Genomic DNA, 24,354 nt, shown 5'->3' with positions numbered 1-24,354 from the left:
GCTTTTGAAGGTTAACACCGCGACTTCCGGCAGAAAGCCGGTGCAATATATGGAAACAGATCGGTGCAGGCGTGACGGCAAGCCGCCCACCGGCGTCCCGTTAGGGATGGCGCTGCAAAGATTTCAGCACCCGCAGAGGTGCCACCCCAACCGATGCCTACAACCCGTGAGTGTGCTATGGAACCCGGAAACGCCCAGCTTTCGATGACGGTACTGATGACCCCTGACATGGCCAACTTCTCAGGCAATGTTCACGGCGGCACCCTGCTCAAGTACCTCGACGAAGTGGCCTACGCCTGTGCGAGCCGTTATGCCGGTCGCTATGTAGTGACCTTGTCGGTGGACCAGGTGATTTTTCGCGAACCGATCCATGTCGGCGAGCTGGTGACCTTCCTCGCCTCGGTCAACTACACCGGCAACACGTCGATGGAGGTGGGCATCAAGGTGGTGACCGAGAACATCCGCGAGCGCTCGGTGCGCCATACCAATAGCTGCTTCTTCACCATGGTGGCCGTGGACGACCAGCGCAAACCCGCCGCCGTGCCGCCACTGCAGCCGCACAACAGCGAAGACAAGCGCCGGTTCGTGCAGGCGCAGCAGCGCCGGCAGATTCGCCAGGAGCTGGAAAAGCGCTATCAGGAAATCAAGGCAGACGGGCCGTAAGACCCGAGCTGTAAACCAGATCAAAATGTGGGAGCGGGCTTGCCCGCGATAGCGAGCTGTCAGTAGTGCATGTATTGGCTGACCCACCGCTATCGCGGGCAAGCCCGCTCCCACATTGGGTTTTGTGGGTTTACAGACCGATCGGTGTGGCTTCGAAGCGCACGCGAGGATGGGCGATGCGGTCCTGGGCGCGGACCAGTTCCAGCTCGTAGCTGGCGCAAGCCTGAGTTTCCAGCAGCACTTCATGCACCGCGGCGGCGGTGAATTCGAAGGCTGCCAGCAGGCTGTCACCCAGCAGCACCCGCGCCAGGAACAGCCCCGACGTCAGGTCGCCCACGCCCACCGGCTGACGCGGGAACGCCAGCAGTGGCCGACGCAAGTGCCAGCTGCCATCGGCAGTCACCAACAGCATCTCAAAACCGTCCGGCAGCTTGCCCGGATAATCCAGGTGCTTGACCAGCACGGCCTTGGGCCCGCGTGCCAGCAGCGCCTTGGCCATGCCCAGGCAATCGAACAGCGATTGCGGCTTGCGCCCGGCAAAGCTGTCCAGCTCCAGTTGGTTGGGGCAAAGGAAATCCGCCATCGCTGCCGCTTCGTCCAACAGGAAATCGCTGACTTCCTGGGGCACGATGCAACCCTTTTCCGGGTGGCCCATCACCGGGTCGCACAAGTACAAGGCCTTGGGGTTGATGGCCTTGATGCGCGCCACGCCGGTCAAAATCGCACGGCCTTGGGCTGCGCTGCCGAGGTAGCCGGACAGCACTGCATCGCAGTTACCCAACTCGCCAATTGCGGCAATCCCTTCCACCAGCGCCGGAATCTGCTGCGGCGCCAACACTTCGCCGGCCCACTGACCATACTGAGTGTGATTGGAGAACTGCACCGTGTTGAGCGGCCAGACATTCACCCCGACCCGCTGCATGGGGAACACGGCGGCGCTGTTTCCGGCGTGGCCAAAAACCACATGAGACTGGATCGCAAGCAGATGAGGTGTGCGTTTCATGCGGGAGATTTCCGTAAAGCCATTGAAATTCTGGCCGCGCAGTATGCGACTAAACACGGCCTGTACGACAGACCAGAGACACAGTTAAGCTGCTCTCACTTTGTTGGAGTTCATCGCATGCTGACCCTGGGAAACATCTTTGTGTTGATGCTGCTGGCGACCGGCGCCGCCTGGGTCTGGCATAACCACGGCCTGCGCGAGCGGGCGCTGGAGCGGGTCAAGCAGCATTGCGCCAAGCTCGATATCGAGCTGCTCGATGGCGCGGTGGCGTTGAAACGCATCGGTTTTGTGAGGGACGCCAAGGGTCGGCGACGTCTGGCGCGCATCTACAATTTTGAGTTCACCGTGACCGGCGAAGCACGCCATCCCGGGACGATCACTCAGTTTGGTGCTCACAGCGCGCAGATCGAACTGGCGCCCTACCCGTTCGAGATCAAAACGCCGCTGCCCAGCGCTGAAGTGATCGAGCTGAGCCAATGGCGCCAGGACCACGCCAGCAAGAACCGTCACTGACGGCAGGCGGTCAAGGCGTCCTGCAATGCAGCCACGTCCTGTGGCTGACTGAAGATCAATTCAATACGTGAGTCACGGCGCCATTCGCTCAGTTGCCAGAGGAGTGCGCCGTTATCCACAGCGTTGGAGCTGAGCCAACCTTCAGGGCTGTGGATAACCAGTTTGGCGCGGCGCCACACCAGATTTGTCAGCCAGCGGTGCAGGCGCACGGTGTCGAATTGCTGACTAGGGTGCCAACGCCAGCCGATGCTCCAGCCGCCTTCTTGAGCCTGGCTGAGGCAGATTGGCAGCGTCGGATCGGTCCAGATGGCCGGCATCTGCGCTAAGCCTTTGGGCACTTCGACGTTATCCACAGCAGTGCGGCCTTGCGCGTTCAAGCCGGGCAACAGGTCGAGCGGCACGTGTGCCTGGCGCGTCCAGTAAAGCGGGCAGTCGGGTAATTGCTGTTCAATGGCCTGGCGCTGTGCGGCATTCAGCGCCTCATCCTTGTTCAACACCAGCAGCCCGGCACTGGCCAGCGTCTCGCGTTGCGCATCAGGCAAGGGTTTACCCGCCGCCAGCGCCTGGGCATCCAGCACCAGTACGCACGGCTGAACCGCCAGCACGTCCTGCCACGGCGCCTGCCGCAGTTGCTTGAGCAACTGCGCCGGGTGGCCCAGGCCCGAGGGTTCGATAAACAGCCGATCAGGCTTGGCCTTACGCAGCAGGCGGCCCAGGCCTACCTGGAACGGTGCACCATTCACACAACACAGGCAGCCACCTGCCACCTCGCCCAAAGCAATGCCGTCGTCATCCTGAGTGAGCAAGGCAGCGTCCAGACCGATCTGCCCGAACTCGTTGATCAACACGGCCCAGCGCTCGTTGGCCGGGCGTTGGGCCAGCAGGTGTTTGATCAGGCTGGTCTTGCCGGCGCCCAACGGCCCGGCAATCACGTGGGTGGGAATGTTCTGCAGCATCAGTGGCATCATTCAGACCGTGTAGAGAGCTTGATCCTACCCGGTTATGCGAGCCAATCCAGCGTCAGGATCAACCGTCGCTCATCAGCCTTGAGTGCAGGCGAGCGATGAATCAAGCCGTGAGCTTCGTTGCCATGCCATTGGGTGCCCTTGAGCATGGCGACTTCGCCACAGAGGATCTGCTCGATGCGCTCGGTAGGTTCCGCGTCCGACTGGGCCAGTTTGCGGCGGTCCATAACGCCTTCGCGCAGCCACTGGCTGCCAATGCCGGCGTAGGTGGTGATCAGTCGCACCGGCACGTGGTCAACGTGAAAACGCGGGCACATGGCCTTGTCCAGCAGCCGCAAGCGCACGCCAATGCGCTTGGCGCCCAGCAAACAGGCAAACGCGCTGACCAACCAGGACACATCGGCAATAAAGCCTTCGTAGCCTTCAAGGTCGCGGCAACTGGATGCCAAACCCTGCAAATTCGGTACAGCGTCTTCGTTGTTGAGCTCAATTACCCTGGAATCGGCCAGCGGCTCATTGAGCGCCACCAGCAGGGCACCGAATTCGGCGATATGCAGCGGCAGTTGACGCTGCCAAACCGCCAGGTTCACCCCGTCTTCCAGAATGTCAGCCAGCGCCAGCGGGGTTTCACCACGCGTTTGGCGGATCACGGGGCGCAATGGGATAACCGGGGCCAGCATCAGGCGACCTGCTCAAGCCAGGGGCCAAAGGGGTCAGCCAGCAGGCGCCAACCTTCAACGCCAACGGCCATTTCTTCATCGGTGAGCAAGCAGGCGTCCAGTTCGGCACGCATGTGGTTGAAGTCGATGTTTTGCCCGATGAACACCAATTCCTGGCGGCAATCACCGGTACTCAGCTGCCAGTTGGCCATGATCGCCGCCACGCTTTCTTGATCCTGCGGCCATTGGCTTTTCGGCACAAAACGCCACCAGCGCCCGGCAAAACCATGGCGCATCAGCCCGCCAGCCTGGGACCAACTGCCTGCATCCTGATGCTTGCTGGCCAGCCAGAAAAAGCCCTTGGAGCGCAGCAGTTTGCCGTTCACCCACGGGCGGTCGATAAAGTCGAAAAAACGCTGAGGATGAAACGGCCGGCGCGCGCGATAAGCCGTCGAGGCAATGCCGTATTCTTCGGTTTCCGGCACATGTTCACCGCACAGTTCCTGTAACCAGCCCGGCGCCTGGGCAGCGCGCTCGAAGTCGAAGCGGCCGGTGTTGAGGATTTTGTTCAGCGGCACTTCGCCCATGACCATAGGGATAATTTCGGCCTGAGCGTTGAGGCGTTCGAGAATCGCCATCAGTTCCTCGCGCTCACGGCTGCTGATCAGGTCGATCTTGCTGATCAGGATTACGTCAGCGAATTCGATCTGCTCGATCAGCAGGTCAGTGATTGAGCGCTCGTCCTCCTCTCCCAGGGTTTCACCGCGTGAGGCCAGGCTTTCGGCGGCCTGGTAGTCGAGCAGGAAGTTCATGCCGTCGACCACGGTGACCATGGTGTCCAGGCGCGCGATATCGGCCAGGCTTCGCTCGTTTTCGTCGCGGAAGGTGAAGGTCTCGGCCACGGGTAACGGCTCGGAAATGCCGGTGGATTCGATCAACAGGTAATCGAACCGACCTTCTTTGGCGAGTTTTCCGACTTCTTCCAGCAAGTCTTCACGCAAGGTGCAGCAGATGCAGCCGTTGCTCATCTCCACCAGTTTTTCTTCGGAGCGGTTGAGGGTGACGTCACGCTGCACCTCGCTGCCGTCGATGTTGATTTCGCTCATGTCGTTGACGATCACCGCCACCCGCAAATTGTCGCGATTGCGCAGGACGTAGTTGAGCAGCGTGCTTTTGCCGGCGCCGAGAAAGCCGGACAACACGGTAACGGGGAGACGATTGGGCATCAGGTGTTCCTCATCAGAGTTGGCCGGTCAAATCGCCCGTTGATGGCGTTCGCGCAGCTCTTCACGTTCTTTGGCTTCGATACTCAGGGTCGCTGTGGGGCGCAGCAGCAGGCGTTTCAGGCCAATGGGGTCGCCGGTTTCACGGCACCAGCCGTATTCGCCACGGGCCAGCAGTTCAAGCGCGTCGTCGATCTTGTCCAGCAGCTTTTTTTCGCGCTCCAGCAGGCGCAGTTGCCATTGGCGCTGTTCTTCGGCGCTGCCCACATCGGCGGGGTCGCTGTTGGTTTCCTGCTCGCGCAGCACCAGGAACTCGGCTTCGATGCGCGCTTGCAGTTCAAAACGCTGGCCCAGCAGCAGCTCGCGGAAGAAGCCTTGCTGGGCTTCATTCATGTAATCGTTGGGCGATTGGGCAAGGAGGTCTTGTTCAGTCATGGAGAACAGTTCACGGGTCAGGCTGTGTCTTTATGTTATAGTATAACAACATAAATAAGCCAATCCCCTTGCTCGTCACGACGAAGGGCGCAATGCTTGAGCCCGTTCCGGTCCCCGAGAAACCTTATGAAATATCTGCTGTGCGCCCTGTTATTGGCAGTGGCAGGACCTGCCTGCGCACAAACGCCGAGCCTGGCGGCTACCTGCGTGCGCAGCGCCAACCTGCTGGCTTGCGTGGATCCGCTGGGGAATGCCTACAGCGTGGCGGCTGCCGGCAGCACCACCTATTTGCGCGGTTTCGAGGTGATCGGCAAACGCTATTGGGCACAGACCAACAGCCGCTATGGGCAGCTGACGTTCTTTACCGGGTTGGCGTCCGATGGTGAGGCGTGGGTCGGCTACACGCGCCGCGTGGGCTGGACCACCATCAACCGGTTTTCCAGCTCAGGCGGCACCCGTGCGAAGTTCACGTGCAGCCGTATTACCGGCTGCTAGACTTGGCCGTTCTTCTGCTCCTGAACCCACGCCATGTAGCTGTTCATCGGCGGGTTCTTCTCGAAGTACTTTTTCAAGCCTTCGAAAAGCCCATCCGCCACCGCCTGTTGATGGCGCGCAGTGACCAGCCGCTGAGCGTCCTGGGTGTTGGAAATGAACCCGGTCTCGACCAGGATCGACGGCACATCCGGTGACTTGAGCACCGCAAACCCTGCCTGCTCCACGCGCTTCTGGTGCAGCGTGGTGATGTTTTGCAGGCTGCCCAACACCGAGCTGCCCAGCTGCAGGCTGGAGGCGATGGTGGCGTTCATCGACATGTCGAGAATCACCCCGGCCAGCATCGGGTCCTTGTCCTTGAGATTGAGCAAGGTGGTGGCACCCAGCAAGTCCGCACCATTTTCACGCTGCGCCATGAAGCGCGCCGTGGCGGAGGTTGCGCCGCCTTCAGACAACGCATACACCGACGCCCCGGAGGCCGTGAGCCGTGGCGCGGCGTCGGCGTGCACCGAGATAAACATATCCGCCTTGTGCTGACGGGCGATGTCCACGCGCTTGCGCAGCGGTACGAAGAAGTCATCGTTGCGCACCAGTTTCACGTCAAAGCCTTTTTCACGCTTCAAGCGTTTGGCCAGCAATTGGGCGATGGACAACACCACGTCCTTTTCGCGCTGGCCCTTGGAACCGATTGCGCCTGGGTCTTTGCCACCGTGGCCGGGATCGACCACTACGATGATGTCGCGCTTGGGATGCGCCTTGTCCACCGGCGCCACCAGAGGCTGCGGCTGCGCGGCGATCTGGCGCGGCGCTTGGGTGGCGCTGCTCAGGTCGAGTACCAGGCGATGACCTTGGCCATCCTGCGGCGGCAACAAGAAACTGTTGACCTGCATCGGTGCGGCCAGGTCCAGCACGATGCGCGTATCGCCTTTACCAAAATGCCCGGAGCGGATCGAAGTGATTCCGCTGTTCTTCAAGGCCAACTGCGAGAAATCGCCGCTGAGCCCGGCGCCGCTCAGGTCGATGATCAAGCGCTCCGGTGAGGTCAGGGAAAAGGTCTTGTATTGCACCGGGCCGCTGAGGTCGAACACCAGCCGCAGTTTGTCGTCGGAGCGCCACAGGCGCGCATTGCGAATCTGCGTGGCAAAAGCCCCCAATGGAAAGGAGAACAGAGGGCTGACCAGCAGCAGGTTGAGGAGCTGACGTCTGTGCATGACATATACCGCGAATAGAGGAGCGTCCCTGCTCGACATGACTGAAGAAAGGCTGGAGCAGAAAAATCATCGTCGACTCAATAGTTATAATATAACATGTCTTTTTATTTCCAACGATGGACCTGCTCATGAATGCGCTGACTCTGCCGGATATCGCCGCGCAGGCTTCACGCCAAGCCTTGCCGCTCGACTGGGTAGGCATGTGCGGCATCGCCTTGCCCATTCTTATCGACGGCCAACGCCTGACTGCCACCGCCGATGCTGGCGTCAGCCTGGACGACGGCGAGGCCCGCGGCATTCATATGTCGCGCCTGTACCTGGCCCTGGAAATGCTCGACCAGCAGCTTCTTACGCCTGCACTTCTGCGTAATGTACTGCAGCGCTTTCTTGAGAGTCATGAAGGATTATCTAAGAACGCCTACCTACGAATTCACACAGATTTGCTGCTCAAACGCCCGGCATTGGTCAGCCCATTGGCTGGCTGGAAAGGCTACCCGGTGTGCATCGAGGCACGTCTGGAAAACCAGATGTTCCACGTGGAACTAAAAATTGACGTTACCTATTCCTCAACCTGCCCCTGCTCCGCTGCGCTCGCCAGGCAATTGATTCAGCAGCAATTTCTTGAAGATTTCGCCAACACACCACTGCAACACGAAGACGTACTGACCTGGCTCGGCAGCGCCAACGGCATCGTCGCCACGCCCCACAGCCAACGCAGCAGCGCACAACTCTCCATTGAGCTGGACGCCAATCAGTCCACCTTGCCGCTCACCGACCTGATCGATGACGTCGAAGCCGCGCTCGGTACCGCCGTGCAAACCGCGGTGAAACGTGCGGACGAACAAGCCTTCGCCCTGGCCAACGGGCAGAACCTGATGTTCTGTGAAGACGCCGCACGCCGCCTTAACCTCGCCTTGAAACGCTCGGATGCCGTCAAAGCCTTCCACCTGAAAGTGATCCACGCCGAAAGCCTGCACGCGCACGATGCCGTGGCTGAAAGCCGCTGGACGAGAGACTCTGCATGATCACCTGTAACGCTTTGCGCTGGGGTGCACCTGGGCAACCGCTCACCCCAGCACTGGATTTGACCCTGGAAAAAGGCAGCCTCACCGGCATCATTGGCGCCAACGGCACCGGCAAAAGCAGCCTGCTCAAAGTGATCGCCGGTTTGCAAAAACCGCTGGCGGGCAAGGTCAGCGTGGAGGTTCCGCGCCGGGGTGGCCTGTCGTTTCTGCCGCAGCAGCAGCACTTGGATCGCCAGTTCCCCATCAACCTGCAAGAGCTGGTCGCCGCCGGCTTCTGGGGCACACAACTCACGCCAGCCCAACGCAACGAACGTCTGCAGGCGGTGCTGGAGGACTGGTGCCTCAGTGGGCTGGAAAATCGCCCGCTGATGGCCTTGTCCGGCGGCGAACTGCAACGCGCCCTGCTCGCCCGCATGAGCCTCGCCGAAGCGCCCGTGTTGTTGCTCGACGAACCCCACGCCGCCCTCGATGAAGACGGACAGGCGCTGTGCTGGAAACACATTCACGCCTGGCACGACCAGGGCCGCACGATCATCGTCGTCTGTCACGACCTGGCCTCCGTGCGCCACCACACCCAGCACGTGGTGCAGATCAAAAGCACCGGCTGCGTGTTCGGCCTCAGCAAAGAGCTGATCCGCCCCCAACCCCAAATGCAGGTGGCCTGATGCACTTTGCCGCCCACCTGTGGATGCCTTTTTTCGACTTCGTGTTCATGCGCCGCGCACTCATCGGCGGGCTTGTACTCGCCTGCAGCACCGCGCCGCTGGGTGTGTTTCTGATCCTGCGGCGCATGAGCCTGATCGGCGACGCGGTGGCTCACGGCATCCTGCCCGGCGCCGCGCTGGGCTTCTGGTTTGCCGGGCTCAGCCTGCCCGCGCTGACCATCGGCGGCCTCGGTGCCGGCCTGAGCATGGCCGGTTTATCCGCGTGGATCACTCGCCGCACCGGCCTGCGTGAAGACGCCAGCCTTGCCGCCATCTACCCGATCTCCCTCGCCGCCGGCGTGCTGATTCTCGGCATCGCGGGCAAGCGTCTGGACTTGCTGCACCTGCTGTTCGGCTCCGCGTTGGCCGTGGATGAAACCACCCTCACCGGCATGCTCTGGGTCTCCGGTTTCAGCCTGATCGCCATGGCGCTGATCTACAAACCGTTACTGCTCGACACCCTCGACCCACTGTTCCTGCAAACCGTCAGCCGCCTCGGCCCACTCGCACACGGGCTATTTCTGACCTTGGTGGTGCTGAACCTGGTGATCGGTTTCCAGGCCATCGGCGCGTTGATGGTGGTGGGTTTGATGATGTTGCCGGCGATTGCTTCACGCTTCTGGAGCCGGCGCCTGCCGGTGTTGATTGCAGTATCGGCGGTGCTGGGATGCCTGTCGGTGTGGTTCGGTTTGTTGCTGTCGTTCTACTACTCACTGCCCAGCGGCCCGGCCATCGTGCTGGTGGCGGGCGGCGGGTATTTGCTGTCCGTGGTCTTCGGTCCGGTGCACGGCTTGCTGCGCCGCCCGCCCTTGCTTACATCCCAATGAGGTGTTTCCCGATGCGCGCTCTACTCGTGATGTTCAGCCTTCTGCTGCCCTTGTCGATGGCTCAGGCCGCCGACAAACTTCAAGTGGTGACCAGCTTCAGTATTCTGGATGACATCACCCACCAGATCGGTGGCGATCACATCCAGATCAGCAACATGGTCGGCCCGGACGCCGACGCCCATACCTACGAACCCACGCCGGACGACGCCAAGGCGTTGCTCAAGGCCCGGGTCATCATCAAGAACGGCCTTGGCTTCGAGCCCTGGCTGGACCGCCTGGTGACCAGCACCGAAACCAAAGCCACGGTCGTGACCGCCAGCAAAGGCGTGATCTCTCACACCATGGAAGAAGACGGCGAAACCATCCCCGACCCGCACGCCTGGCATAACCTGGCCAACGCCGAAATCTATGTGAACAACATCACCAAGGCGTTGATTGCCGCCGACCCGGCCAACACAGCCGATTACCAGCGCAACAGCCAAACCTACCTGAAAGAAATCTACCGCCTGCTGGCCGAGGCCAAGACCCGGTTCGGCACGCTGCCACCGGGCAACCGTCGCATCGTCACCTCGCATGACGCCTTCGGTTACCTGGGCCAGGCCTATGGCATTCAGTTCCTCGCGCCCCAGGGTCTGTCGACTGAACGCGAACCGTCTGCCGCCGAAGTCGCGGCGCTGATCACCCAGATCCGCAAAGACAAGGTCAAAGCCGTGTTCATGGAAAACATCAAGGATTCGCGCCTGCTCAAGCAGATTGCTGACGAAAGCGGCGCGCAGATCGGCGGCACGTTGTACTCCGACGCCCTCGCCGCCCAAGGCCCGGCCAGCACCTTTACCGGGCTGTTCGAATACAACCTCAACACCCTGTGCGCGGCCCTGAACAAGCCATGACCCTGAGCATGCTCGACCTGGAAGAGGCTGCCATGGGCAGCCGCTTTCCACTCCACACCGTGCTCGACGCCGCGGCGTGGAACAGCGACGGCCTGATTGCCGCCGTCGCCCAGCAACACGGCAGCGGTGAGGTGTTGATGCTGGCCTGGATGAACCGCCAGGCCCTCACCGAAACCCTGGCCACCGGGCAAGTCTGCTATTGGTCGCGCTCGCGCGGGCAGCTGTGGCGCAAAGGTGAAAGCTCCGGTCACTGGCAACAGCTGGTCGAGGCCCGGCTGGATTGCGACGGCGACGCCGTGCTGCTGATCGTCGACCAACAAGGCCCGGCCTGCCACACCGGCCGGCCCACCTGCTTCTACAACGCCATCGACGGCGCCCACGTTCACATCATCACCTCGCCCCTAAAAAAGGAGCCCGCTGCATGATCCGCAAGAACCCTTCCGGCGATCTGCCGGTGATTGCCGAATCGGCCTACGTGGATAAAACCGCGATCATCTGCGGCAAGGTCATCATCGGCGAAAACGTCTTCGTCGGCCCTTACGCCGTGATCCGTGCTGACGAAGTCGACGCCACCGGCGACATGGACCCGATCACCATCGGCGCCAATTCAAACATTCAGGACGGCGTGGTCATCCACTCCAAATCCGGCGCGGCGGTGACCATTGGCGAATTTACCTCCATCGCGCATCGCTCCATCGTCCACGGCCCCTGCACCGTCGGCGACCGCGTGTTTATCGGCTTCAACAGCGTGCTGTTCAACTGCGCCGTCAGCGATGGCTGCGTGGTGCGCCACAACTCGGTGGTCGACGGCCGCGACCTGCCCGCCGCGTTCTACGTGCCCTCCACCACCCGCATTGGCCCGAACACCGACCTGTCGCAATTTCCGCCGGTGAGTGTCAGCGCCTCAGAGTTTTCTGAAGACGTGGCGCGCACCAACGTCGACCTGGTGCGTGGTTACAAAGCCCTGCAAAACGAGTTCTGAACCATGAGCCGCCTGCTGATTCGCAATGCCCGGCTGGTGAATGAAGGCCGGGAGTTCGATGCCGATGTACTGGTCGCCAATGGCCGCATCGAGAAGATTGCCGCCAGCCTCGAAGGCTACAACGAGCCGCTGGAAATTGACGCCCGGGGTCAATGGCTGCTGCCAGGCATGATCGACGACCAGGTGCACTTTCGCGAACCTGGCGCGCCCGACAAAGGCAGTTTTTACAGTGAATCCCGCGCGGCGGTGGCCGGTGGCATCACCAGTTTCATGGACATGCCCAACACCCACCCTGCCACCCTGAACCTGGAAGCCCTGGCCGATAAGAAGCGCCGCGCCGCGTTGCACTCGGTGGCCAACTACGGCTTTCACTTTGGCGTGAGCAACGACAACCTGGACATCGTCGCCGCCCTCGATCCGCGTGAAGTGGCCGGGGTGAAAGTGTTCATGGGCGCCTCCACCGGCAACATGCTGGTGGACGACCCGCGAATTCTCGAGCGGCTGTTTGCCGAAGTACCGACCATCCTTCTCGCCCACTGCGAACACACGCCGAGCATCCTGGCGAATGAGCAGCGCCTGCGTGAGCGATTCGGCGAGCACATTCCCGCCGTCGCCCACCCGCTGATCCGGGATGCCGAAGCCTGTTTTCGCTCATCGTCTTTTGCGGTGGAACTGGCCCAGCGACACGGCACGCGCCTACACGTGCTGCACCTGACCAGCGCTCGCGAGTTGGCCCTGTTCGAAGACAAGCCTTTGGCCGAGAAACGCATCACTGCCGAGGTTTGCCTGCACCATCTGCTGTTCGATGACCGCGACTATCACCGCCTTGGCCACCAGATCAAATGCAACCCGGCGATCAAGACCCGCGCTGACCGCGACGCGCTGCGCCTGGCCTTGCTGAGTAATCGTCTGGATGTGATCGGCAGTGATCATGCGCCGCATACCTGGGCGCAAAAACAGTTGGGCTATCGCGAAGCGCCGTCAGGCCTGCCATTGGTGCAGCACGCGCTGCCGGCGTTGTTGGAGCTGGTGATTGACGGGCATTTGCCGCTGACCACACTGGTGGCGAAGACCAGTCACCGTGTGGCCGACCTGTTCGCTATCCCGGATCGAGGCTATCTACGCGAGGGCTATTGGGCCGATCTGGTACTGATCAAACCTGAGCCCGAAGGCAAACCCGTCAGCAGCCAGCCGATTCTCGCACGCTGCGGCTGGACGCCCTTCGCCGAGCGCAGCTTTCGCCACAGCGTCAGCACCACCCTGGTGTCCGGCCACCTGGCGTGGCACAACGGCCAGGTGATCGACAGTTGCCAGGGGCTGCCCCTGCACTTTCTGCGTTAAGCGCGGGGTTTGACCGTACCGCAATCGTTGCCCAGCCATTGGGCGTGAGTGTCCAGGCTGCCCTTCTGCTGAACGCCGGTGGCATTGAACGTACCGTTGACGGTGGTGGTGAATTCCTGCTGGCTCTGGAAGGTCGCAACGCCAGTGCCCTGGGCTTTCGGGCAGCTGAAACGGAATTTCCACTGGTTGCCGGTTTTGTCGGTCACTTGCTGTTTGCAGCCCGATTGCGGGTCGGTCAAGGGAATGGAATCAGACGCGACCTGGGCAGGCGTCAGGCAAACCTGCACGCCTTTGCCGGCCATGGTGATGCCCTGTTTTTCGAGCATGGCGCGCTGTTCGGGCGTCATCTGTTGCTTGAGCTGACCGAGGATCAGCGACAGGTCGGGCAAGTCCTGGTTATCGACTTTCATATTGCTGGTGGTCAATTCCCACAAGCCCGGCGCCAGCATCTGCGCCTGAGCCGCCACGGGCAGCGTCAATCCAACAACCATGGCCAAACCAAGCAGACGAGCATTCATCGGGTAACTCCTGGGTAATTGTGGGCGTTAGACGCTGCAAAGGCGCCAGTGTTGCACGGCAAATAAAATAGCGACATTCGTCGTCGAACATGGTCTGTTAGGGCACTGGATTGCCTGGAGTGATGTCGTTCATGGATTTTTTTGGCCCGCACCTGCTCGCCTACTTCATTGCCACGCTGCATTTTCTCGGGACGCTCGCCGCGATCCACGCGGTGCTGACCGTCAGGACCGCCCAAGGCTCGATCGCCTGGGCCTTGTCGCTGATGTTCATGCCTTACCTGACGCTGATTCCCTACCTCATCTTCGGCCGCAGCACCTTTGACGCGTACATCCAGGCGCGTCGCCAGGCCAACCAGGAAATGCACACCGCCATCACCGCGCTGAACTGGCGCCCGTGGGTCGAAGAAGCCCTGACAGCGCGCAACTCCCACGCCTATGCGTCCTTGCGCGCGATGCCCAAATTGGGCCGCATGCCGTGCCTGGCCAACAATGACGTGCGCTTGCTGATTAATGGCGATGCCACGTTCAGTGCGATTTTCGCGGCTATTCGCCAGGCTAAGACGGCGGTGCTGTTCCAGTTTTTTATCATTCATGACGACGATCTTGGCAGGCAGTTGCACACCCTGCTGAAGGAAAAAGCTGCCGAAGGTGTAGATATTCACGTGCTCTACGACCGCATCGGTAGCCACGCCCTGCCCCACAGCTATGTGCAGTCGCTGCGCGACGCCGGGGTCAAAGTCAAAGCGTTCGCCACCCGCAGTGGCTGGCTCAATCGGTTCCAGGTCAACTTTCGTAACCACCGAAAAATCGTGGTGGTCGACGGCCTCACCGGCTTTGTCGGCGGGCATAACGTCGGCGATGAATACTTGGGCAAAAAACCGCCACTGGCGCCGTGGCGCGACACTCACGTGCAGGTTACCGGCCCGGTGGTGGCGTGCCTGCAGGAGTCGTTTGCCGAAGACTGGTTCTGGGCCGCGCGCGAGCTGCCGCCGCTGATCCTGCCTGACGCCTACCCCGAAGACGGCGTGCTCTGCCAATTGCTCGCCAGCGGCCCGGCCGATCCGTATGAAACCTGCTCGCTGTTTTTCGTCGAGGCTATCCATGCCGCGACCGAGCGCGTGTGGATCACCAGCCCGTATTTCGTACCCGATGAAGCGGTGTTCGCCGCCCTGCGCCTGGCGGTTTTGCGTGGGGTCGATGTGCGCCTGCTGCTGCCGTCGCGGCCTGATCACCGTATCGTCTACGCCGCCTCCAGCCTCTACGCCATCGAAGCCGTACGCGCTGGCGTGCGCGTGTTCCGCTACAAGCCGGGCTTCCTGCATCAGAAAGTGGTGCTGGTGGACAGCGAAATCAGCGCAATCGGCAGTGCGAACATGGACAACCGTTCGTTCCGGCTGAATTTTGAAGTGATGTTGCTGACGGTCAATGAAGCGTTTGCCAGCCAGGTGGAGCAGATGCTGCTGGATGACTTCGCACAAGCGCATGAAGTCAGCCACGAAGAAAGCCGCGAGACCCGCCGCCTGCAACAGCTGGGCATGCGAGTGGCGCGTTTGATCTCACCAATTCTCTAACAAACAACACAGAAACAAATGTGGGAGCTGGCTTGCCTGCGAAAGCGGTGTATCAGTCGACCCATCTGGTCCTGATACACCGCTTTCGCCGGCAAGCCAGCTCCCACAGTTTTTTGATCTGCAGTGTGCTGAAGATCAGCGGTAAATATCTTCCCGCGTCCACGGCAGTTCATGGCTGCCATCAGCGTGAGGCTTCACTGCCAATATCTGGTGCAAGTTGATCCAGCCCCGCGCAAACGCATACGCGCACCCGGCCAGGTACAGCCGCCAGATCCGCAACGCTTGCTCCGGCACCATCTTGGCGGCCGCTTCGAGGTTGTCTTCCAGGCGTTCACTCCAATGGTCCAGCGTACGCGCGTAATGCAGGCGCAGGCTTTCGACGTCGACCACTTCCAGCCCGACTTCGCTGATTTCCGCCGTCATCATCGCCAGGTGCGGCAGCTCGCCGTTGGGGAACACATATCGCTCGATAAAATCGCCGGCGCCACGGCCTACGGGGCGACCGTCGGTGTGCTTGGCGGTGATGCCGTGGTTCATCACCAGGCCGCCTTCGCGCACGGCGCCAAACAGCACCTTGCAGTACTCCGCCAGGTTGGCGTGGCCGACGTGCTCAAACATGCCCACGCTCACCACCTTGTCGAAACGACCGTCCTGCGGCAGATCGCGGTAGTCGAGCAGTTGCAGGTCTACCTGGTCTTCCAGCCCCTCGGCCTTGACCCGTTCACGGGCCAGCGCCAACTGTTCTTTGCTCAGCGTGATCCCAAACACTTTGACGCCGAACTCGCGCGCCGCAAAACGCGCCAACCCACCCCACCCACAGCCGACGTCGAGCAAATACTCGCCTGGCTGCAGCCGCAACTTGCGGCACAGGTGGCGAAATTTGTCTTGTTGGGCTTGATCGATGGATTCGCTGCCGGTTTCGAAATAACCGCAGGAGTACGCCATGTCCTGATCCAGCCACAGCTGGTAGAACTCGTTGGACAGGTCGTAATGGTAGGAAATGGCCGCGGCATCAGTGGCCTTGTCGTGGATCGAGCGTACCGGACGACTCTCCTCGTCGTCTTCAATCAGGGCGTGACTCAGCTCGTCGCATACTCGGATTACTTCGCTGATGGAGCCTTCCAGCTCCAGTCTGCCCTCGACGAAGGCTTCGCCCAATGAGTCCAGCGTTGGATGAGTCAGGCTGGAAACGACCGTGGGGTCCTTTACCACGATCGTCACACTGGGCTCGGGACCCAGGTTAAATTCATGGCCGTCCCAGAGTCGAAGACGCAGCGGTAGCTTGAGATTCTGTAAGGCCGGTGGAAGTTGCGCGAGCATGAGTAGTCCCCCCTTGTTTCAGACGTCTGGAGTGAGGGTAGACCATCCGAAGACAAAGTAGGAGGCTATCGATTTGATAGCACTTAACTATGAGGCTCGATGCTCGAGCAAACCGTCCTGGATCCACTGTTTCAGCCAGGTCACCGCTTGCAGTGGCGCCCCCTCTCCATAAGTGACTGCCAACCCTGTGCACAGTTCTGAAAAATTCCAGCCGGTGGTCACCATGCCCGCCAGCGCACAAGCTTCAGCCGGCTCAAGGCTGCGGTAATGGCACACATTCTGGTGACGCCACACCAGGCACATCTGCGCCAGCTCCAGCGCCTGGCTGTCAGGGAAATCCGACTCATCCTTGCTGGCCCGCCAAATCGCCACGCTATTGAACTGACACAGCACCTGTTGCACCGAAGGCGCCAGGCCTACCTGCAAACCCGGCCAGTTTTCGGGGGCCAGCTGCGCCATGTCATTCACACCCAGCGGCTCACCCTGCGGCGCATCGAACGCCAAGGTAAACGCCCACTCCAACCGCGCCAACTCGGCCAGCGGCGCGCTGTGCTCTTGCACCAGATGCTCGACGAGAAACGCCGGGAACCGCTCGCCCAGCCAACGCAGGCTGTAATGGGCCGACGGATAGCGGCGCACATAGGCGTCCGTCAGTAATGCAAACTCGTCGTCACCCAGCCAATAGCGGATGGCGCCGAAGTCATGCCGCAACACTTCCTGAAGCCGCGACACATAGGCGTTGTGGTAAATCGCCAGGCCCGTGTCCACATCCAGAGTCGGCCCGCCCAGCAAGGTCGCGGCAAACCCACTGTTGGCCACCGAGCTTTCGGACAATAGATGCTGCTCAAACGCCAACTGCCAGTCGATCAGGCGCATAACGCCCTCCTGGCCAACGCACTGGCGCCCAGTTCACGGGCCTTGCTCAACTCGGCGAGCAGCTCTTCGAACGGCGGGAAATGGTCATCGCGCTCCAGCAATGTCGAGACCGGCCCCAACAGCTCCAGCGTCTGTTGATACAGCGCCCACACCGGATCGCACACCGGGTGATCATGGGTATCGACCACGTAGTCGCCGTAATCCCTATGCCCGGCCAAGTGCAGTTGGCGAATGCTTTCAGGCGGCAGGCTGCGGATAAACGTCCAGGCGTCGAAGCCGTGGTTACGCGAGCTGACATACACATTGTTCACGTCCAACAACAGCTGGCAGCCGGTCAGGTGGGCCAGGGCCCTGAGGAATTCCCACTCGGTGAATTCGTCGGCCTTGGAACGCACATAGCTGGAAACGTTTTCCAGCACCAGCGGACGCTGCAAGACGTCTTGCACTTGGCGCACGCGGCCGGCCACGTGGTAGAGACTTTCTTCGGTGTAGGGCAGCGGCAGCAGGTCATGCAGCTGATGGGCGTTGCCGCGGCTCCAGCACAGGTGATCGGAAACCCACGCCGGCTGAATGCGCTCGGCGAGCTGCTTGATGTGTTTCAGGTAATCGATATCGAGGGCATGCGGCCCGCCGATGGACAGGGACACACCGTGCATCACCAGGGGATAGCGCTCGGCTATCGCATCCAGGTAGTACAAGGCTTTACCGCCCTGGACCAGATAATTCTCGGAGATCACTTCAAACCAATCCACGGCCGGCGATTGTTCAAGGATCTGCTGGTAGTACTCACTGCGTAAACCCAGGCCGTAACCCAGACTTGGAAGGGACGCGGACATGACTCACTCCAGGGCAAAGTGTCCGCAGCGGTGGGGGGCGTCCGCTGCGGGTGCACTCGGTGCCGGTTACTCGCCGACGGTGCCGCCAGCCTTCATGCAGGCAGCAGCGGAGGGCTTGGCGAGGAAGCCCTGGCCTTTGCAAGAACCCTGACCTTTGCAAGCATGGTCCTTGGTTTTGCAGTCGTTCTGGCCTTTGCACGCGTTGATACCGTAGCAGTGCACAGCCGTGTCAGCGGCTTGAGCCTGAGTCACAACACCAGCAAACAGGGTAGCGGCGGCCATCGCAAGGGCGGCACCAGCAGCAGCGGATTTGAAGTTCATTTTTAGAGTCCTCATGATCGGTAGGGGTGCCGGTATGAACGGAGTGTTCAGTCTCGACATACCACTAGAGTGAGGACCCTTATCGGCGTTACAGCTGTATGCAGATATTTCTGAAATTATTCTTCAAGCTTCAAAAGTGGCTCCTGAAACCGCAGCAAACGCCCGGCGTTGCCCAGTACCAGCAGGGTGCTCAAGTTATGCAACACCGCCGCAATCATGGCGCCGGCCGCGCCCAGCCAGCCAAACGCGGCAAACACCACAATAGCCAGCGTCCAGCCCAACCCGATGATCACGTTGACCTGCAACGTGTGGCGGCACTGGCGACTCAACCGCACACACGTGCCCAGGCGCCGCAGGTCGCTGCCGATCAACACCACATCCGCCGACGCCAGCGCGATGTCCGCACCGCCCGCGCCCATTGCTACACCGACCACGCCCGCCTTGAGCGCCAGCGAGTCATTGATGCCATCGCCGACGACCATTGGCCGGAAGCCACTGCCGATTTCCCTGAGCACGCGGTTGAGCTTGTCTTCCGGCAGTGCCTGGGCTTCGACGTCGCTGATACCGACATCCAGCGCCAGGCTGTCGGCCACGCTTTGACGGTCACCGGTCAGCAGCAGTTGGCGGCCCAGGCCCAAGTCGCGTAGCTCCTGCAGGGCCTGGCGCGCTTCCGGCTTGACGCTGTCGGCGAGCAGCAGCCAGGCGAGGAACTGGCCGTTCAGCGCCAGACCGGCAATCGGGCCGTCATGATCAGGGACGCGGGTGGTCACGATGCCCAATTGCTCAAACAACTCCGGGCGCCCCAAAGCCGCTTCGCCCTGCTCGGTCTGCGCCACCACGCCCAGGCCCTGGCGTTCGCGAATATTCGTCAGCCCCAGCATTTGTTCCTGCGTTGCCAGCCCCGCCAACGCACGGCTGACCGGATGGCTGCTGGCCGAACCCAGGCTGGCGGCAAGGTTCAACAACACCTGCCGATCCGGCGCCGTGGTGTCGATGGATTGCAAACGTAGCGTGCCAAACGTCAGCGTGCCGGTCTTATCCACAACCAGCGAGGTCAGGTCCGCCAACTCCTCGAGAAATGCCGAGCTGCGAATCAAAATTCCGTGCCGCGCCGCCACTGCAATCCCGGCAATCGCCGTGGCCGGGGCAGACAGCACCAAGGCGCACGGGCACGCCGCTACCAGCACGGCCAACATCGCCTGGGCGTCATTGGTCACAAACCAGGTCACCGCCGCCAGCAGCAACACCAGCACCATATAACTGCCGGCGTAACGCTCCAGCAGCCGCGTGATCGGCGGCTTGGAACGTTCGGCGTTCTGCATCAGCGCAATGACTTTGCCCAGGGTCGATTCGTTACCGGTGCGCGTCACTTCCAGGCGCAGCAAGCCGTCGAGGTTGATCGCGCCACCAAACACCTGCACGCCCACGCTGGCTTCCAGCGGCACCGACTCACCGGTGATCGGCGCCGTGTCCAGGCTCGCCTGGCCCGACAGCACCACACCATCGGCCGGCACGCGATCACCGGCACGCACTTCGACGATATCGCCGCTGTTCAGCGTGCCGTTATCCACTTCCACAATGCTGCCGTCGGCCTGCACCAACCGCGCATGGCTGCGGGTCAGTTTGCCCAGGGCATGAATCGCTTCCTGGGAGCCAATCACGCTGCGCTCTTCCAGCACGTGGCCGAAAATCATGATGATCGGCAGCAATGCAGCCGTCAGCAGATCGCCCGTGGCCCACGCGCCAATCATCGCCAGGGCGATCAATTGGTCGGTGATGCCATGCAGGCTCGGGTAACGCAGGCTGTACCAGGCCGAACGCATCACCGGCACGGCCACCAGCAAGGAAGCGACGCCGAGCAGCAGTTGGCTGACACCGTTCTGGTCCGGCGCCAGCCAGCGCCACACCAAACCCAATACCAGCAAGCCCAAGGCCAACATGGCCAGGGTCAATTGCCGGGCAGCACTGCGCTGCTCGGCGGACGTCAACATAGGTGCGCTCATTGTTCGGCTCCCTGGATGATCAAGCGGGAGTCGTCTTTGGGATCGACCGTGGTCACCGAACCGGCCTGGCCGAGAATCTTCGGCAAGCGTTCGCGATACAGACGCAGCATGAGGCCTGGGTCTTTGACCTGGGCCAGGCTGGCGACGGTGGCCGTTTGCGCTTGGGCATTGGCCAGGCGTTCGCTGGCTTGGGCGTGGGCCACTTGTACGACTCGGTCAGCCTCCTGATTGGCGGCTTGGGTGAGTTTTTCCGCGTCGGTGCGCGCATTGGCCACGGCTTTATCGGCTTGTTGGCTGGCCGTCAGCACTGCGTTGAAGGCATTCACCGCCGGGCCCGGCAGGCTTGATTGCACATCGACACGCGTCACTTCGATGCCCAACCCCAAACCGGTGGAGGCCAAGTCTGCCAAGCGTTTATTGATGCCTTGCACCAGATCGCCGCGCAGCCGCTCACGGCGTTCGGCGGCGCCGTTATCGCTGCCGATCAATTCCGGGCGCGCCACCAGAATGGTGTCCAGGTCGCGCGCCGCCGCCAGCGCCACAGCGCTGCGCGTCACCAGGCGATCCAGCGCCGGCAGCACGTGCTCGCCTTGCAGCACGAACGCGTAGGGTGCGGTGACCTTGTAGAACACCCGCACATCCAGCTGCACCACACCGGCGTCGCCGGTCAGCAAGTAGCCGGAGCCTGCCAGCGCGTCGCTCAACGGCGCGGCAAAGGTGGCCACGCGGTCGGCCTGGGTCGCCGCGTCGGAACGCAGCAGGTTCTCCACCCGACGCTCAATCACACGGTCGGCTGCCGGCAGCAATACCACCTGCTCGAACGGCTGCGGCCACGCCAATAAAAGGCCGGCATTTTGAATACGGTCCAGCGCGCCGAAGTGCAACACCACGGCGCGGTTCTGCGGGTCGATCTGGCGCACATTGGAAAACGCCCAGGCCAACGCCGCCAACACCGTCACCGCGTACAGCGCCAGGAAGGTCAGGCGCCCAGCCTGGATCCATGGGCTGTCCGGGCTGTCACGCTCACTCATGGCTGAACATCCTTCGGCCCGTCCACCAGTGCGCGGAATGGCGCGGCGTCAGTGCGCAGGATGATTTTGGTGCCCGGCGTCACCACCGTGCCCAAGGTGTCCAGCGAGCGCAGCAGGTTGTACAGCTGCGGATTGCCGGCGTAGGCACGGCCATAGATCTGCGCCGCTTCGACCCGCGACTGCGCCTCGATATCCGCGGCTTTCACCGTGGCATCGGCCTGCACGATGCGCGCATCACGTTCGGCGGCGGAGCGAATCTGCGCCGCTTCACGTTTGCCCACGGCGGTGCGTTCGGTGGCGATGGTCTCGCGCTCGGCGCGCATGCGGTCAACGGTGGCGGTGAGGGTGACCGACGGCAAGGTCAGGCGTTCAACGCCGACTTGCGCCACGCGCACGCCATAAGTGGTGAGCAATTGTTGATCAATCTGCTGGCGCAACTGTGCCTCAAACTCAGCGATGCGCACTTGGCTGGCGTCGGTGTTGACCAGGCTGGACAGGTCAAAGCTGGCCGCAGTGGTCTCCAGCGCCGAGCCGACGAAGGTGCGAATCTGCCGCGCCGCTTCATCCGGCTGGTTCTGCACCGCGCGCATAAAACGCTGCACATTGTCGGCATCGCCCTGCACCTGCCACGCCACGTAGGCCTGCACGATAATCCGCAAGCCATCGCGGGTGCCCACGTCCTGCAAACCGCTGGAGGTGGTGCGCAGGCGCAGGTCTACCGGGATCGCCGCTTCGAACGGCGCCGGCCAGCGCCAGCCCAGGCCTGGCTCCAGCAGCACCCGCGACGGGTTGCCGAACCGCGTAATCACCGTGGCTTCGCCAGAACGCACCTGCACCAGGCTGGCGGCCGCCACCGCAAACAGCACCAGCAACGCCACCCAGGCCATGCGCCGCCAAGGAAACGGGCCAGCGGCTTGCTCATCACCATGAGGGTGATGGTGGTGGCCGTGATGATGATGACCATGATCGTGAGAATGAGCGCTCAACAGACAGACTCCTTATTGAACGGCTTTACGCGGCGCCATAGGGTCGGCCGGCAAGGTAAAAGAACGCAGATCGATCGTCGGTGCGCCGTCGGCGCCCAGGCGGTGATCCAGAATAAGCAGCTTGGCGTGGGCCAGGCCTTGGCTGAGTTGGCCGAGGTACTGTTCCAGCACGAATGCCTGGCCGGCGGTGGCGTAGGCTTTTTGTTCGGCGCTGAACCGCAGGTCGGCCGCTTGCGCGCCAGCATTCACTTCGCGCGCGGTGGCCAAGGCCTGATCGCGAGCAGTGCTTGCTTGCAGCAAGGCCTGGTTGGTCTGTTCGCTGGCAGCGCCGCGTTCGCGGGAGATCAGCGCCTGGGCGCCGATCTGCGCAGCCTGCACGGCGTGATAGGCATTGGCAGCGCCAGCCGGTGGGTGAATCGCTTCGACCACCGTGGCCAGAATCTCCACGCCGCTGTTGAGTTTCTGCAAGTCCGCCTGCACCGAGCGGCCGATTTCGTCGGCCAGTTGGGTGCGTTGCTCACCGAGCAATTCGTCGAGCGTGCGCGAGGCAAAGTCGTGCACCAGGATGCGGCTGGCGGTGCTGCGAATCAGCGTCGGCACATCGGCGCTGTTATAGGTGGCGGCCAGCGCCGCCTGATCGGTCAGGCCAATGCGGTAGACGAACCGCACGTCCATATTGACGATCTGGAAGCTCTGCTTGTCGCCGCTGCTGCTGGCGATCACTTGGGATTTGTCATTCACATGGCTGGCGTCCCACAACCGGTTGGCGATCGTCGGCGCCGGGCCTTCGGCGGCGGCCAGCTCCGGTGTAGCCGCCTCGCTGACGCTGGTAGCGAGTTCATGCACCACGCCATTTTCGATAGCGATGACGCGGCCCAACGGCCACGGCAATCCGGCATGCAGGCCAGGGCCGAACACCGCCACTGGTTTGCCGAAGCGTTCATACATCCCACGGCCTTGCAGGGGCACTTCGTGCACGCCGGTCATCGCCCAGCCTACGGCCAATACCACCAGCAGCACCGGCAGGAATGCCCGGCGCATGTAGGTAAACGCCCAGATCTGGCGCAGATCGATACCGAAGCGGTTGTGCAACTCGTGCTGCAGCGCCTGCAAGGGTTGTGGCGGCCAACGCAGCAAACCGGCAATAAAGCTTTGCGCCATCAAGCGTGGTTCGAGGCGCGGCTGGCGTGGGCTGAACAGCGACAGTACGGCCCTGAGCAAAAACTCCACGGCGACCAGCCCCGGCAGCAGGCCGATCAACACGGCCAGGCGCAAGGGCCATACAGATTGCGCGCCGGCAAACAGCAGGCAGATCGCGCTGACCACCAGGCACGCAATCGCCACCCGGCTTAATTGCGCCAGCTGTGAGGCTTCCGGCCATTGCGCAGCCGTTTCCTGCGCCAGGCGGCGCTCGAACACCAGCAAGCCAAAGGCCAATGCCAGCCCCAGCGCGGCGCCAATGCTTGCCGATTGCCCCACGGCTGCAGCGGGCAGTGCCAGGTTCCAGAATTCGACAATGCTCAACAGTGCCAGCAACGACCAGCCACTCAACCACAGCACCGGCGCGCCAATCTGCGCCAGCAGGCTGCTGCCGAAACGTCCGGCAAACCGCGCGTACCCGCCCGTGTCTTCAAGCCGCGGCTCGATCAATTCCACCGTCGGCTCTTCCAGCGCCTGCGCCCGCCAATCGGCGACCCACCACGCCGATTGCAAGCCGGCCACCAACACCAGCAAGGCCGACGCGCAGTTGATCAGCACCACCGGCCAGATCGACAGCGGCGCAAACAGGGCGACAAACAATGCCAGCACCCAAGCGCAAACGGCCAGGGCCGTCAGGCTGATGCCGGCCTGGCGCAATCGACGGGCATGAAACAGCCCCTGCTGAAAACGCGGCAAGCCTTCAACCGAAGCGCCGTCAGCCTCTAGATCCACTTGCATCCACTCACGCCCGTTTGTACA

General features: G+C 61.9%; 26 protein-coding genes. 11 read left to right on the top strand and 15 right to left on the bottom strand.

Annotated features, from left to right (window positions below):
- Window positions 1-177 precede the first annotated feature (177 nt).
- Window positions 178-663 carry an acyl-CoA thioesterase gene (locus tag ACM530_RS10235; RefSeq protein ID WP_076013223.1) on the top strand — a complete coding sequence of 162 codons (486 nt, stop codon included), beginning with the start codon at window positions 178-180 and terminating at the stop codon, window positions 661-663.
- A gap of 130 nt (window positions 664-793) precedes the next feature.
- Here the strand turns inward: ACM530_RS10235 and pdxY are convergent, their stop codons facing one another.
- Window positions 794-1,666, bottom strand: coding sequence for a pyridoxal kinase PdxY (gene pdxY, locus ACM530_RS10230; RefSeq protein ID WP_106575928.1), 873 nt, complete (start codon window positions 1,664-1,666; stop codon window positions 794-796).
- A 117-nt stretch (window positions 1,667-1,783) separates the two neighbouring features.
- On the opposite strand from pdxY, the gene ACM530_RS10225 reads away from it, so the two are divergent.
- On the top strand, window positions 1,784-2,179 hold the full coding sequence (locus ACM530_RS10225; RefSeq protein WP_145158305.1) for a DUF3301 domain-containing protein: 396 nt from the start codon (window positions 1,784-1,786) through the stop codon (window positions 2,177-2,179).
- On the opposite strand, the gene ACM530_RS10220 is transcribed toward ACM530_RS10225, so the two are convergent.
- Genes ACM530_RS10220 through dksA form a run of 4 tightly spaced genes read right to left on the bottom strand, consistent with a single transcriptional unit; the run spans window position 2,173 to window position 5,461 of the window.
- Window positions 2,173-3,135 carry a CobW family GTP-binding protein gene (locus ACM530_RS10220; protein WP_416364716.1) on the bottom strand — a complete coding sequence of 321 codons (963 nt, stop codon included), beginning with the start codon at window positions 3,133-3,135 and terminating at the stop codon, window positions 2,173-2,175. The genes ACM530_RS10225 and ACM530_RS10220 overlap by 7 nt on opposite strands.
- A gap of 44 nt (window positions 3,136-3,179) precedes the next feature.
- Entirely contained in the window at window positions 3,180-3,824 is a 645-nt protein-coding gene (locus tag ACM530_RS10215) for a DUF1826 domain-containing protein (RefSeq protein ID WP_416364715.1), read from the bottom strand.
- Window positions 3,824-5,029, bottom strand: a complete 1,206-nt coding sequence (zigA, locus tag ACM530_RS10210; protein WP_416364714.1) for a zinc metallochaperone GTPase ZigA — start codon at window positions 5,027-5,029, stop codon at window positions 3,824-3,826. The genes ACM530_RS10215 and zigA overlap by 1 nt, the downstream gene beginning before the upstream one ends.
- 27 nt (window positions 5,030-5,056) lie before the next feature.
- Window positions 5,057-5,461 carry an RNA polymerase-binding protein DksA gene (gene dksA, locus ACM530_RS10205; RefSeq protein WP_145158317.1) on the bottom strand — a complete coding sequence of 135 codons (405 nt, stop codon included), beginning with the start codon at window positions 5,459-5,461 and terminating at the stop codon, window positions 5,057-5,059.
- Window positions 5,462-5,587: 126 nt separating this feature from the next.
- Here dksA and ACM530_RS10200 point away from each other — a divergent pair, with 126 nt between their 5' ends.
- A complete protein-coding gene (locus ACM530_RS10200; protein WP_416364713.1) occupies window positions 5,588-5,956 on the top strand; it encodes a glutamine synthetase in 369 nt (122 codons plus the stop codon).
- On the opposite strand, the gene ACM530_RS10195 is transcribed toward ACM530_RS10200, so the two are convergent.
- A complete protein-coding gene (locus tag ACM530_RS10195) occupies window positions 5,953-7,164 on the bottom strand; it encodes an N-acetylmuramoyl-L-alanine amidase (protein WP_242201241.1) in 1,212 nt (403 codons plus the stop codon). The genes ACM530_RS10200 and ACM530_RS10195 overlap by 4 nt on opposite strands.
- Before the next feature lie 128 nt (window positions 7,165-7,292).
- On the opposite strand from ACM530_RS10195, the gene folE2 reads away from it, so the two are divergent.
- From folE2 to ACM530_RS10160, 7 genes are read left to right on the top strand one after another with little or no spacing between them, the layout of a single operon-like run.
- A complete protein-coding gene (folE2, locus tag ACM530_RS10190; RefSeq protein WP_369302804.1) occupies window positions 7,293-8,189 on the top strand; it encodes a GTP cyclohydrolase FolE2 in 897 nt (298 codons plus the stop codon).
- On the top strand, window positions 8,186-8,854 hold the full coding sequence (locus ACM530_RS10185; RefSeq protein ID WP_262206798.1) for a metal ABC transporter ATP-binding protein: 669 nt from the start codon (window positions 8,186-8,188) through the stop codon (window positions 8,852-8,854). Before folE2 ends, ACM530_RS10185 begins: the two co-directional genes overlap by 4 nt.
- Window positions 8,854-9,720 carry a metal ABC transporter permease gene (locus ACM530_RS10180; protein WP_106575938.1) on the top strand — a complete coding sequence of 289 codons (867 nt, stop codon included), beginning with the start codon at window positions 8,854-8,856 and terminating at the stop codon, window positions 9,718-9,720. The genes ACM530_RS10185 and ACM530_RS10180 overlap by 1 nt, the downstream gene beginning before the upstream one ends.
- Window positions 9,721-9,731: 11 nt before the next feature.
- The gene (locus ACM530_RS10175; protein WP_416364712.1) at window positions 9,732-10,610 is read left to right on the top strand and encodes a metal ABC transporter substrate-binding protein; all 879 of its coding nucleotides are present in this window, start codon (window positions 9,732-9,734) and stop codon (window positions 10,608-10,610) included.
- Window positions 10,607-11,035: a phosphoribosyl-AMP cyclohydrolase gene (gene hisI / locus ACM530_RS10170; RefSeq protein ID WP_416364711.1), complete on the top strand. Its 429-nt coding sequence runs from the start codon at window positions 10,607-10,609 to the stop codon at window positions 11,033-11,035. The genes ACM530_RS10175 and hisI overlap by 4 nt, the downstream gene beginning before the upstream one ends.
- Window positions 11,032-11,592: a carbonate dehydratase gene (locus ACM530_RS10165; protein WP_416364710.1), complete on the top strand. Its 561-nt coding sequence runs from the start codon at window positions 11,032-11,034 to the stop codon at window positions 11,590-11,592. Before hisI ends, ACM530_RS10165 begins: the two co-directional genes overlap by 4 nt.
- A 3-nt stretch (window positions 11,593-11,595) precedes the next feature.
- Window positions 11,596-12,933: a dihydroorotase gene (locus ACM530_RS10160; RefSeq protein WP_416364709.1), complete on the top strand. Its 1,338-nt coding sequence runs from the start codon at window positions 11,596-11,598 to the stop codon at window positions 12,931-12,933.
- On the opposite strand, the gene ACM530_RS10155 is transcribed toward ACM530_RS10160, so the two are convergent.
- Window positions 12,930-13,451, bottom strand: a complete 522-nt coding sequence (locus ACM530_RS10155; RefSeq protein ID WP_119741192.1) for a DUF3617 domain-containing protein — start codon at window positions 13,449-13,451, stop codon at window positions 12,930-12,932. The genes ACM530_RS10160 and ACM530_RS10155 overlap by 4 nt on opposite strands.
- 131 nt (window positions 13,452-13,582) lie before the next feature.
- Between ACM530_RS10155 and cls the strand changes: the two genes are divergently transcribed.
- Window positions 13,583-15,022: a cardiolipin synthase gene (cls, locus tag ACM530_RS10150; RefSeq protein WP_416364708.1), complete on the top strand. Its 1,440-nt coding sequence runs from the start codon at window positions 13,583-13,585 to the stop codon at window positions 15,020-15,022.
- Between the two features lie 135 nt (window positions 15,023-15,157).
- Here the strand turns inward: cls and cfaB are convergent, their stop codons facing one another.
- The 8 genes from cfaB to hflK (ACM530_RS10110) all read right to left on the bottom strand — a co-directional run bounded on the left by cfaB (window position 15,158) and on the right by hflK (ACM530_RS10110) (window position 24,333).
- Window positions 15,158-16,342: a C17 cyclopropane fatty acid synthase CfaB gene (gene cfaB / locus ACM530_RS10145; protein ID WP_145158346.1), complete on the bottom strand. Its 1,185-nt coding sequence runs from the start codon at window positions 16,340-16,342 to the stop codon at window positions 15,158-15,160.
- An 87-nt stretch (window positions 16,343-16,429) separates the two neighbouring features.
- Window positions 16,430-17,218 carry a putative DNA-binding domain-containing protein gene (locus tag ACM530_RS10140; protein ID WP_416364707.1) on the bottom strand — a complete coding sequence of 263 codons (789 nt, stop codon included), beginning with the start codon at window positions 17,216-17,218 and terminating at the stop codon, window positions 16,430-16,432.
- A complete protein-coding gene (locus ACM530_RS10135) occupies window positions 17,209-18,054 on the bottom strand; it encodes a DUF692 domain-containing protein (RefSeq protein WP_242201265.1) in 846 nt (281 codons plus the stop codon). Before ACM530_RS10135 ends, ACM530_RS10140 begins: the two co-directional genes overlap by 10 nt.
- Window positions 18,055-18,120: 66 nt before the next feature.
- A complete protein-coding gene (locus tag ACM530_RS10130) occupies window positions 18,121-18,375 on the bottom strand; it encodes a hypothetical protein (protein WP_145158355.1) in 255 nt (84 codons plus the stop codon).
- A gap of 116 nt (window positions 18,376-18,491) precedes the next feature.
- Window positions 18,492-20,378 (bottom strand): cation-translocating P-type ATPase, encoded by a 1,887-nt coding sequence (locus ACM530_RS10125; protein ID WP_416364706.1) that lies wholly within the window; start codon window positions 20,376-20,378, stop codon window positions 18,492-18,494.
- Window positions 20,375-21,409, bottom strand: coding sequence for a protease modulator HflK (gene hflK / locus ACM530_RS10120; RefSeq protein WP_416364705.1), 1,035 nt, complete (start codon window positions 21,407-21,409; stop codon window positions 20,375-20,377). Before hflK (ACM530_RS10120) ends, ACM530_RS10125 begins: the two co-directional genes overlap by 4 nt.
- On the bottom strand, window positions 21,406-22,395 hold the full coding sequence (gene hflC / locus ACM530_RS10115; protein ID WP_416364704.1) for a protease modulator HflC: 990 nt from the start codon (window positions 22,393-22,395) through the stop codon (window positions 21,406-21,408). Before hflC ends, hflK (ACM530_RS10120) begins: the two co-directional genes overlap by 4 nt.
- Before the next feature lie 12 nt (window positions 22,396-22,407).
- Window positions 22,408-24,333 (bottom strand): protease modulator HflK, encoded by a 1,926-nt coding sequence (gene hflK / locus ACM530_RS10110; RefSeq protein ID WP_416364703.1) that lies wholly within the window; start codon window positions 24,331-24,333, stop codon window positions 22,408-22,410.
- Window positions 24,334-24,354: the final 21 nt, after the last annotated feature.

The organism is Pseudomonas sp. NFX183 (genome assembly GCF_047943075.1).
In the GTDB taxonomy this organism is placed as follows: domain Bacteria; phylum Pseudomonadota; class Gammaproteobacteria; order Pseudomonadales; family Pseudomonadaceae; genus Aquipseudomonas.
Note: the sequence above shows the minus strand (reverse complement) of the source record. Positions and strands in the feature narration are given on the sequence as shown.